The organism is Sulfitobacter sp. HI0027, from assembly GCF_001634775.1.
Lineage (GTDB): Bacteria > Pseudomonadota > Alphaproteobacteria > Rhodobacterales > Rhodobacteraceae > Sulfitobacter.
Map to the genome: position 1 here is coordinate 61,747 of NZ_LWER01000098.1, position 9,162 is coordinate 70,908.

At 63.6% G+C, this 9,162-nt stretch carries 9 protein-coding genes; 5 read left to right on the plus strand and 4 right to left on the minus strand.

The window, feature by feature from the left end; all coding sequences use genetic code 11:
* Positions 1 to 1,137: a murein hydrolase activator EnvC family protein gene (locus A3722_RS05485; RefSeq protein ID WP_067915976.1), complete on the minus strand. Its 1,137-nt coding sequence runs from the start codon at positions 1,135 to 1,137 to the stop codon at positions 1 to 3.
* Positions 1,134 to 2,651 (minus strand): 2,3-bisphosphoglycerate-independent phosphoglycerate mutase, encoded by a 1,518-nt coding sequence (gene gpmI / locus A3722_RS05490; protein WP_067622510.1) that lies wholly within the window; start codon positions 2,649 to 2,651, stop codon positions 1,134 to 1,136. The genes A3722_RS05485 and gpmI overlap by 4 nt, the downstream gene beginning before the upstream one ends.
* A gap of 169 nt (positions 2,652 to 2,820) precedes the next feature.
* Between gpmI and A3722_RS05495 the strand changes: the two genes are divergently transcribed.
* From A3722_RS05495 to A3722_RS05510, 4 genes are all read left to right on the plus strand, one after another.
* Positions 2,821 to 3,000 (plus strand): zinc-finger domain-containing protein, encoded by a 180-nt coding sequence (locus tag A3722_RS05495; RefSeq protein ID WP_067622513.1) that lies wholly within the window; start codon positions 2,821 to 2,823, stop codon positions 2,998 to 3,000.
* Positions 3,001 to 3,123: 123 nt separating this feature from the next.
* The gene (gene polA / locus A3722_RS05500) at positions 3,124 to 5,922 is read left to right on the plus strand and encodes a DNA polymerase I (protein ID WP_067622516.1); all 2,799 of its coding nucleotides are present in this window, start codon (positions 3,124 to 3,126) and stop codon (positions 5,920 to 5,922) included.
* Positions 5,922 to 6,128 carry a YdeI/OmpD-associated family protein gene (locus tag A3722_RS05505; protein WP_067622518.1) on the plus strand — a complete coding sequence of 69 codons (207 nt, stop codon included), beginning with the start codon at positions 5,922 to 5,924 and terminating at the stop codon, positions 6,126 to 6,128. The genes polA and A3722_RS05505 overlap by 1 nt, the downstream gene beginning before the upstream one ends.
* A 213-nt stretch (positions 6,129 to 6,341) precedes the next feature.
* Positions 6,342 to 6,959: a glutathione S-transferase gene (locus tag A3722_RS05510; RefSeq protein ID WP_067622521.1), complete on the plus strand. Its 618-nt coding sequence runs from the start codon at positions 6,342 to 6,344 to the stop codon at positions 6,957 to 6,959.
* On the opposite strand, the gene A3722_RS05515 is transcribed toward A3722_RS05510, so the two are convergent.
* Together A3722_RS05515 and A3722_RS05520 are read right to left on the minus strand one after the other, a co-directional pair.
* The gene (locus A3722_RS05515) at positions 6,948 to 7,712 is read right to left on the minus strand and encodes a hydroxypyruvate isomerase family protein (protein ID WP_067622523.1); all 765 of its coding nucleotides are present in this window, start codon (positions 7,710 to 7,712) and stop codon (positions 6,948 to 6,950) included. The genes A3722_RS05510 and A3722_RS05515 overlap by 12 nt on opposite strands.
* An 18-nt stretch (positions 7,713 to 7,730) precedes the next feature.
* Entirely contained in the window at positions 7,731 to 8,306 is a 576-nt protein-coding gene (locus A3722_RS05520) for a DUF1285 domain-containing protein (protein WP_067622526.1), read from the minus strand.
* A 70-nt stretch (positions 8,307 to 8,376) separates the two neighbouring features.
* Between A3722_RS05520 and A3722_RS05525 the strand changes: the two genes are divergently transcribed.
* Positions 8,377 to 9,162: AAA family ATPase (locus A3722_RS05525; RefSeq protein WP_067915978.1), on the plus strand; the 786-nt coding region annotated here is incomplete at its 3' end.

Here is a 9,162-nt window from a genome sequence, read left to right on the forward strand (position 1 = left end):
CTATCTATCCTTGTCGGTGCGGAACCAGTCTGCCGGGTCCTGAGGTGTGTTGTCTTGCCTGACTTCTATATAGAGCGTTTCCGTCCGGTCAGTGCCAGTGCCTTCACCATTTGGTGACATCTGGGAACTTGTGCCGCTTTCCGGCCCGCCCATCAACCCGATGGGCGTGCCACCGGCAATCACCTGCCCGGCTTGGCCGTAAACGATATCCAGCCCCGCCAGCACAAACAGCGTATCGACCTGCGGCTCAAGGATCACGACATTGCCCAAATCCAGCAACGGACCGACGTACCGGATCGTCGACGCCGCGGGGCTGGTGACGATGGCGCGGGGGCGGGTGGCAAGGATCATGCCGGGCCGTGTGACCCCAGCCGAATCCGTCTCTCCCGCCTTGCGCAGCACCAAGCCTTGGGCGGGCAAGGGCAGCTCGCCCACCTGACCGTCAAGGTTCACCGGGGCGGGTTCTTCCGCGCCGGTGGTGATTTCGGACAGGCCACTGGCAAAGCCATCCAATGTCTCGGTCGAGGCAATCAGGATCGCGGTGCGCACCGGGTCTTCGGTAAAGCGCGTCGGCAGATCGGTACGGTTGGCCATCGCCTGATTGAGCGCAGTGCGGGCGCGCTGCACTTCGGTCAGCCCCTCTTGCAACCGCTGTGCCGCATCGGTCTGCAAGGCACGCAGGGTTTTGATGTCTTCGTAGTCTTGGCGCAGCGCATCGGCGCGGGCGTTGAGCGCGGGCGTCAATTCCGCCAGCAACATCCCGGCACGCGCAGTGCCCATCGGGCCATCGGGGTGCAACAGCACCACGGGCGAGGGATCACCACCGATGCTTTGCAATACGCCCAAGAACTGCGCCACCTCGCCCTCGCGCGCCTGTAGCTTGCGGCTGAGCTGCGCCTCGTTGATCGCCGCCTGACGCAGCCCTGCTCGCATCGCGGCAAGCCCTGCCTCAAACGCCTGAATCGTTTCGGTCAGCGCCTGCACCCGGTCACGCGCGCCGTCGGCTTGGTCAAGCCGCGCCCCTGCCGCCTCCAACGCGGTCGCGGCCGCGCGTGCCTCCGCGGCGGCCTCATCGGCCTGCGCCTGTGCCATCAGGGGCAGGCAGGCAAAAACAACAGCCGCGGCGAAATGCTTCATGTTAGCAGGCTTTTCCCGGTCATTTCTTTAGGCTGCGGCAGGCCCATCAGTTGCAATATCGTTGGTGCCAGATCGGCCAGCCGCCCGTCACGCAAGGCGGCCCCTTGGGGTGCGCCCACCGCCACCGCTGGCACGGGGTTGAGCGTATGCGCCGTATGCGCGCCGCCGGTCTCAGGGTCGATCATCACTTCGCAATTGCCGTGATCCGCCGTGACGATCATTGCGCCGCCTGCGGCTTCAAGCGCTGACAGCACGCGCCCCAGCCCTGCATCCACTGCCTCACATGCTGCGATGGCCGCCGCCAGATCGCCGGTATGGCCGACCATGTCAGGGTTGGCGTAGTTCACCACGATCAGGTCATAGCCTGCCTCGATCGCCTGCACGAACTGATCCGTCACCTCGGCGCAGGACATCTCAGGCTGCATGTCATAGGTCGCGACATTGGGCGACTTGGGCATGTTGCGGTCCTCCCCCGTGGCCGGAGTTTCGACGCCACCATTGAGGAAAAAGGTCACATGCGGATATTTCTCGGTTTCGGCCAAACGGAACTGCCGCAGCCCCTGTTGCGCCACCCAATCCCCCAGCGTGTTTTTGATGTCCGGCTTGGGATACATCGTGGTCATATAGGCGGCGTGGTCTTTGGAATATTCCGCCATGCCCATCAGCGCCGCCCAATCGGGGCGCGGGCCGGTGTCATAGGCGTCGAACCCCGGATCGCCCAAGGCCGCCATGATCTCGCGCGCGCGGTCGGCGCGGAAGTTAAGGCAGAAGAGCCCGTCGCCCGTCGCCGGCCCCGCATAGCCGTCGATCACACTGGCGGCAAAGAACTCATCCGTCTCGCCCCGCCCGTAGGCGGCCTGCACCGCTGCGCGGGCGTCGGGAAATGCCTGCCCTTCGCCGCGCAGAATTGCCGCCGAAGCCTTGCCCACCCGGTCCCAACGAGTGTCGCGGTCCATCGCGAAATAGCGCCCGGTCACGGTGACGATCCTGACGCCTTCGGGCAGCGCCGCCTGCAACGTCTCGAAATAGCCAAGCGCTGAAGACGGTGCCACGTCGCGCCCATCGGTCACCGCATGGATCACCACCGGCAGTCCCGCCGCATCCAACGCGCGGGCGGCGGCGATCATATGGCTGAGATGCCCATGCACCCCCCCGTCCGAGACGACGCCCATCAGATGCGCCGTGCCGCCGGTTTCCTTGAGTTTGGCGATAAAACCCCGCAGCCGCGCATTCTCGGCAAAGCTGCCTTCTTCGATCGCCAGATCAATCTGCCCCAGATCCATCGCCACCACCCGACCCGCGCCGATATTGGTGTGACCAACCTCGGAATTGCCCATCTGCCCGCGCGGCAGGCCAACGTCGGGGCCATGGGTGATCAGCTGCGCCTTTGGTCCCGCTTGCATCATCCGGTCGAAATTCGGCGTCTTGGCCAGCAGAGGGGCGTTGCCCTCGGGCACCTCGCTGAGGCCCCAACCGTCAAGGATGCACAATACGACAGGTTTGGGGGCGCTCATCAGACTGCTTGCTCCGGCTAGGTCACTGGTTAGCGTCTTTTACCCCTTGTGGGCTGGCACTTGAACCACTTTGTGCACAAGCCTCCCATTCCCGCGCAGAGCCCTTGCCCCGCGCGCCTGCTTTGGTCATAACGAGTGGCAACTTTCGCCTGAGCCGAGGACCAACTCCATGACCCTGCAAGCGCCCGAAACCCGCATCGTGAACACTTGGCGCGTGGCCTGCGACGGCAGCGAAGGCGCGCTTGGCCACCCGCGCGTCTGGCTGCAAATCCCACAAGACCGCGGTTGGGTCGAATGCGGCTACTGCGATTGCAAATTCGTCCATACGGATTTCGAAGGCAAAGTCTGAGCCTTTCCGGCCCCCATCTGAACTTCTGAACCGACGGCACGAACCTGCCCGCGCGGCGCATTGGCGTCTGGCCGTGGGCCATGCTTCGTGGCAAAAGGGTCGCCAACCCAGCGGAGCATTCCTATGACATTCGGCAAAGGCCACCACCTGCATCTGATCGACGGCTCGGCCTTCATCTTTCGCGCCTATCACGCCCTGCCACCGCTGACGCGCAAATCCGACGGCATGCCCATCGGCGCCGTAGCGGGCTTCTGCAACATGCTGCACCGCTATGTTGAAGGCAACACCGGCCCCAACGCGCCGACGCATGTCGCCGTGATCTTCGACAAGGGCAGCCACACTTTCCGCAATGACATGTACGACCAGTACAAGGCCAACCGCGAGGCCATGCCCGAAGACCTGCGCCCGCAGATCCCGCTGACCCGCACCGCGACCGAAGCGTTCAACATCGCCTGCAAAGAGCTTGAGGGCTATGAGGCGGATGACATCATCGCCACACTGGCCGTCCAAGCCCGCGCCGCTGGCGGGCGCTGCACCATCATCAGTTCCGACAAGGATCTGATGCAGCTTGTCGGCGACGGGGTCGAGATGCTGGACGCAATGAAGAACAAGACCATCGACCGCGATGGGGTGTTTGAAAAGTTCGGCGTCTACCCTGACCGCGTCGTGGACGTGCAGGCCCTGGCGGGCGATTCGGTCGATAACGTACCCGGCGCGCCCGGCATCGGGATCAAGACGGCGGCCCTGCTGATCAATGAGTTTGGCGATCTCGATGCGCTTTTGGAGCGCGCCGAAGAGATCAAACAGCCCAAACGCCGCCAGACCCTGATCGACCACGCCGAGCAAATCCGCCTGAGCCGCAGCCTTGTGTTGCTGGATGAGAATACGCCGATCGACTTCACCATCGACGATCTCGAGGTGCGCGACCCCGATGCCGACACCCTGCTCGGCTTCCTGTCTGAGATGGAGTTCCGCACCCTGTCGAAGCGCGTGGCCGAGGTGCTGGGCCGCGAAGCCCCCGCCATCCCCGACGCGCCAGCGCCTGCCGTGGCCGACGCACCGCAGGTCGCGGATGTGCCCTTCGACCACAGCAAGTATGAGCAGGTCAGCGACGCCGAGGCGCTGCGCGTCTGGCTCGACCGGATTTATGAGGTCGGCTATGTCGCGGTCGATACCGAAACCACCGGCCTTGATGAGTTGACCGCCGAACTGGTCGGCGTGTCGCTGTCGGTTGAGGCCGGGCAGGCCTGCTATATTCCGCTGACCCACAAGGCCAGCCGCAGCGATGACCTCTTTGGCTCGGACGATCTCGCCCCCGGCCAGATGCCGATTGAGGAAGCGCTGCAACTGCTGACCCCGATGCTGGAGGATCCTGCGATCCTGAAAATCGGGCAGAATATGAAATACGACGGCAAGATCTTTGCCCAACTCGGCATCATCGTAGCACCCATCGACGACACGATGCTGATGTCCTACGCGATGCACGCAGGCCTGCACGGTCATGGGATGGACACGCTTTCCGAACGCTACCTCGGCCACACGCCCCTGCCGATCAAACCGCTATTGGGCAGCGGCAAATCTGCCGTGACCTTTGACAAGGTGGCAATGGAAGACGCGGTGCCCTATGCCGCCGAGGATGCCGATGTCACCCTGCGCCTGTGGAAACTCTTCAAGCCGCAGTTGCACCGCGCCGAAGTGACCAAAGTCTACGAAACGCTTGAGCGCCCGCTGGTGCCCGTGTTGGCCCAGATGGAGCGTTCGGGGATACTCGTCGACCGCGACACGCTCAGCCGGATGTCCAATGCTTTCGCCCAGAAAATGGCGGGGCTTGAGGCTGATATTCACGAGCTGGCCGGAGAGACGTTCAACGTCGGCTCCCCCGCGCAGCTTGGCGAAATCTTGTTTGGCAAAATGGGCCTTGAGGGCGGCAAGAAGGGCAAGACCGGCAAATACTCCACCGGCGCGGATGTGCTGGAGGATCTGGCCACCGAACATGACCTCGCCCGTCGGGTGCTGGACTGGCGGCAACTGTCCAAGCTGAAGTCGACCTATACCGACGCGCTGCAAGACCATGTGAACGCCGATACGGGGCGGGTGCACACCTGCTATTCTATCGCCGGGGCGGCGACGGGGCGTTTGGCCTCGACCGATCCGAACCTGCAAAACATCCCGATCCGCTCCGAAGAAGGCCGCCGCATTCGTGAGGCTTTCGTCGCGCCCGAGGGCAAGGTGCTGGTGGCGCTGGATTACAGCCAGATCGAGTTGCGCATTCTGGCGCATATCGCGCAGATCGACGCGCTGAAGGAAGCCTTCGCCCGCGGCGATGACATCCACGCCATGACCGCGTCCGAGATGTTTGACGTGCCGATGGATCAGATGACCCCGGAAATTCGCCGCAACGCCAAGGCGATCAACTTCGGGGTGATCTACGGCATCTCCGGGTTCGGCCTCGCGCGCAACCTGCGCATTCCACGGGCCGAGGCGCAGGGCTTTATCGACCGTTACTTCGAGCGTTTCCCCGGCATCCGTACCTACATGGACGACACCAAGGCCTTCGCCAAAGAGCACGGCTATGTGCAGACGCTTTTTGGCCGCAAGATCAACACGCCCAACATCGGCGCCAAGGGGCCGCAGGCAGGTTTTGCCGCCCGCGCCGCGATCAACGCGCCGATCCAAGGCACCGCCGCCGACGTGATCCGCCGCGCTATGGTTCGGATGCCCGAAGCCATCGCCGACCTGCCCGCGACGATGCTGTTGCAGGTGCACGATGAACTGCTGTTCGAAGTGGAAAAAGGGGCCGAAGACGCGCTGATCGCCGCCGCGCGCGAGGTGATGGAGAACGCCAATGATCCGGTGGTGAAGCTTGATGTAAAGCTGATCGTCGATGCCGGCGTCGGTGCCAATTGGGCGGAGGCGCATTGATGGATCATACAGACCTCCCCGAAGACCTCGCCCAAGCGCTGGAAGAGACCGGCGCACAGGCGGGCTGGGACGGCTACAGCGATGAGTTGCGCGCCGATGCGCTGGCATGGATCGACGCGGCGCGGACCACGACGGCACGATCGAAGCGGGTGGATGATGTGGCGCGCTTTGCCGGTAAGGGACTTCCGCCGACACCGTTTCAGTAGGGTGAAATGAAGCACCGGCCCGGAATCAAGCCGCAGGCGCCGGGCCATCGCCTGCCCGCCCCTCGGGTAGGCGATTTGGTGAGGCTGGGTAAAACCTCTCGGGCGCACATCCAGACTGAGCCATAAAGCGGTAGAAACTTCTGCCCGATCGCCGACCCGCAGGCAGGCGCTGCCCCTTTGCACTATTGTCGCGCTGCCCCTAGATACACTGCCATGACCCCAATCCTCTACTCCTTCCGCCGCTGCCCCTATGCCATGCGCGCCCGTCTCGCCATCGCCGCCGCGCAAACGCCCGTCCACCTGCGCGAAGTCGTCCTGCGGGACAAACCGCAAGCATTCCTCTCGGCATCCCCCACCGCCACCGTCCCTTGCCTCGTCACCGAAACCGGCCCCATCGACGAAAGCCTCGACATCATGAAATGGGCGCTGGCCCAGAACGATCCCGAAGGCTGGCTCGACATGCCGCCCGAGGGGCACGATTGGATCGCCCGCGCCGATGGCCCGTTCAAAGACGCGCTGGACCGCACCAAATACGCCACCCGCTATCCCGATGTGGACCCCGAAGAACAACGCGCCAAGGCTGCCGCCTTTCTCCAAGACCTAGACGCGCAATTGGACGATTGGATTTTCGACCGCCCGACGCTGGCCGATTACGCGATCCTGCCCTTCGTGCGGCAATTCGCCTTTATCGACCGCGCTTGGTTCGACGCGCAGGACTGGCGCGCCCTGCGCGGTTGGCTCGACCGGTTCCTCACCGCGCCCCGGTTCGATAGCGTGATGAGCAAATACCCCCAGTGGCAGCCCGGCGATGCGCCGGTGTCATTCCCCTAAGGCGGCCACCCATCCGAGCGTCTGCTCCGTCGCCACGCCCGGCGCATACTCCCCGCTGACAAAACCGTCATAGCCCGCCCGCAGCACGGCAAAGAGCCCGTCGAAATCGACATCACCGCTGCCCGGCGCCCCACGCCCCGGCGCGTCGCCTAGCTGCACATGGCGGATCAGGGGGCGATATTCCTCGAAAACCGCGACAGCATCGCCGTGGATCATCTGCGCGTGAAAACTGTCGAACTGCAGCCCCACATTCGGCGCATTCACTGCCGCGAGAAGATCCGCCGCCTGAGCGTAATCGTTCAAGAAATACCCCGGTCTGGCCTGCGGGCAGAGCGGTTCGATCGTCAGGGTGACCCCCGGCGGTGCCTCTGCCGCGGCATGGCGCAGGTTCGCCACGAAAGCCTTTGCCGCCGCTGGCCCTTCGGCCTCCCCGGCCATGACATGAACCATCTTGGGCCGCAGCGCGTCGACATAGCGCCAGACCCGGCGCATATCATGGGCAAAGCGCGCCTCCCCGCCCGGAATGGCTGCGAAACCGGGCTGGCCGCCGGTATAATTCGGCGGTGGGGCATTGATCAGGGCAAGGGTTAACCCGTTGCGCAGCAAGGCGCGCTGCGTCTCTTTCGCGGGCATATCATAGGGAAACAACACCTCGACCGCGCCGAACCCCGCCTCTGCCGCCGCGTCGAACCGGTCCAGATAGGGCAGTTCGGACCAAAGCAGCGATAGGTTGGCGGCGGGGGTGATCGGCATTCGGGTCTTTCGGTGAATTTACGGCAGGTCTTCCGACGGGATGATGCCAAAGAATTCCCCACCCGACCAGACACCAAACCAGCCATCGCGGTGTTGGCCAAGATCGACCAGGCGGTAAAAGCTCTTGCGGTCGATCAGCGCCTCAAGGTTTCGACGTACCAGCACATAGGGCGACGGCTCGCCCGTCTCCTCATCGCGGACCACGCGGATCGGATGTTCCGGCCCCGCCTCGGCCACATCGCCTAGGTTGGTGAGAAACCGCAACTGCTGCGCCTCGCCCGCGCCTTCGGCCTCGAAATCCACGGCGACAAAGGGCGCATCTTCGACCGTGATGCCGACTTTCTCAACCGGCGATTTGAGGAAATAGTCATCCCCCTCGCGCCAGAGAATCGAAGCGAACAATTTGACCAATTCAATCCGCCCGATCGGCGTGCCTTGGTAAAACCACGTCCCGTCGCGTTTGATTTGCATATCCAGATCGCCGCAGAATTCCGGGTTCCACTTCTCAAGCGGCGGGGTTCCGCGCGTTTTTGCGGCCTTGGCAGCTTCGATCAAGCCGTCTGCGGTGGGTGTCACGGTATTTTGTCCGCTCATTGGTTTTGCCATTCCCTTTGGTCGCGATACACTTACACCTGAAAGATATAACTCCGGGGAAAGAAATGTCATGGCCGAAGCGGATGATCTGATCGCGCAAATCGAAGCGCTGACCGAAAAACTGGGCGAGGCCAAGCAGTCGATCACCGGGCGGTTCGTCGGGCAAGAACAGGTTGTCGACCTCGCGCTCACCGCGCTGCTTTGCGGCGGGCACGGGCTGCTGATTGGTCTGCCAGGCTTGGGCAAGACACGACTGGTCGAGACCTTGAGCACCGTCATGGGCCTGCACGGCAACCGCGTGCAATTCACCCCCGATCTGATGCCCGCCGATATTCTGGGCTCCGAAGTGCTTGATACCGCGCCCGACGGCAGCCGGGCCTTTCGCTTTATCGAAGGGCCGATCTTTTGCCAGCTTCTGATGGCGGATGAGATCAACCGCGCCAGCCCGCGCACGCAGTCTGCGCTTTTGCAGGCGATGCAGGAAAAAACCGTCACTGTCGCGGGCCAAGACCGCGCCCTCGGCCAGCCCTTCCACGTGCTCGCCACGCAAAACCCGATCGAACAAGAAGGCACTTATCCTCTGCCCGAAGCGCAGCTTGACCGGTTCCTCGTACAGATCGACGTGGCCTACCCTGACCGCGCGACGGAGCGGGACATTCTGATCGCCACCACCGGCGTCGAAGATGGCGCGGTGCGTCCTGTCTTCGCAACCGAAGACCTGCTGGCCGCACAAAATCTGCTGCGCCGGATGCCCGTGGGCGACAGCGTGGTGGAGCTGATCCTTGACCTTGTCCGCGCCCGTGCGCTGCTGGATGGGCGGCTTGCCCCCTCTGCCGAAGACGTGCTGGCGATGGCC

Coding starts and splice junctions, on each gene's coding strand:
- A3722_RS05505 (WP_067622518.1), top strand. CDS start 5,922: ATGGATCATACAGACCTCCCCGAAGACCTCGCCCAAGCGCTGGAAGAG.
- polA (WP_067622516.1), top strand. CDS start 3,124: ATGACATTCGGCAAAGGCCACCACCTGCATCTGATCGACGGCTCGGCC.
- gpmI (WP_067622510.1), bottom strand. CDS start 2,651: ATGAGCGCCCCCAAACCTGTCGTATTGTGCATCCTTGACGGTTGGGGC.
- A3722_RS05485 (WP_067915976.1), bottom strand. CDS start 1,137: ATGAAGCATTTCGCCGCGGCTGTTGTTTTTGCCTGCCTGCCCCTGATG.
- A3722_RS05495 (WP_067622513.1), top strand. CDS start 2,821: ATGACCCTGCAAGCGCCCGAAACCCGCATCGTGAACACTTGGCGCGTG.
- A3722_RS05510 (WP_067622521.1), top strand. CDS start 6,342: ATGACCCCAATCCTCTACTCCTTCCGCCGCTGCCCCTATGCCATGCGC.
- A3722_RS05520 (WP_067622526.1), bottom strand. CDS start 8,306: ATGAGCGGACAAAATACCGTGACACCCACCGCAGACGGCTTGATCGAA.
- A3722_RS05515 (WP_067622523.1), bottom strand. CDS start 7,712: ATGCCGATCACCCCCGCCGCCAACCTATCGCTGCTTTGGTCCGAACTG.